This is a genomic window from Vibrio sp. 10N.222.52.B7 (assembly GCF_041474275.1).
GTDB classification, from domain to species: domain Bacteria; phylum Pseudomonadota; class Gammaproteobacteria; order Enterobacterales; family Vibrionaceae; genus Vibrio; species Vibrio crassostreae_C.
The window spans coordinates 1-395 of the sequence record NZ_JBFRTU010000684.1; the positions used below are offsets into that span (position 1 = coordinate 1).

Genomic DNA, 395 nt, shown 5'->3' on the forward strand with positions numbered 1-395 from the left:
CTCTATAGATCGCTGGCTTGATATCCAACAGTGGTGTGTTGTTCAAGCAGTCCAAGCCTCTCACGGTTACTGTGCCATTCTTGATTTTTTCAATCGGTAGCACGGCGGCACCTATAGGGTTTGGTCTGTGCGGTGAACGTAGTGCAAAGGTGCCTTTGGTCGGTGTTTCTTCATCCCAGCTTTGTATCAACTCGTCTCGTTTTGCGCCTTCTAACCAATACAAGATCAAGATGTGGTCGCCGCCGTTTAAACCCAGTAAACCTTGCTGATAAACGTCATCTAAGATGATTTCACAGATCGGGCCGTTGTCCGGCTGGATGTTATTCGGACACTCCGAAATCGAGTGATAAGGCGTGGTAATTCGGCCAATAAATTTCAGTTCTGCAGACATATTT

The 395-nt window shown here is 46.8% G+C and carries 1 protein-coding gene; it reads right to left on the minus strand.

All coding sequences use genetic code 11. From position 1 onward, the window contains the following. A partial coding sequence (locus AB4512_RS24800) for an SAM-dependent methyltransferase (protein WP_372176126.1) occupies positions 1-391 on the minus strand: 391 nt, incomplete at its 3' end. Between the last annotated feature and the right edge of the window lie 4 nt (positions 392-395).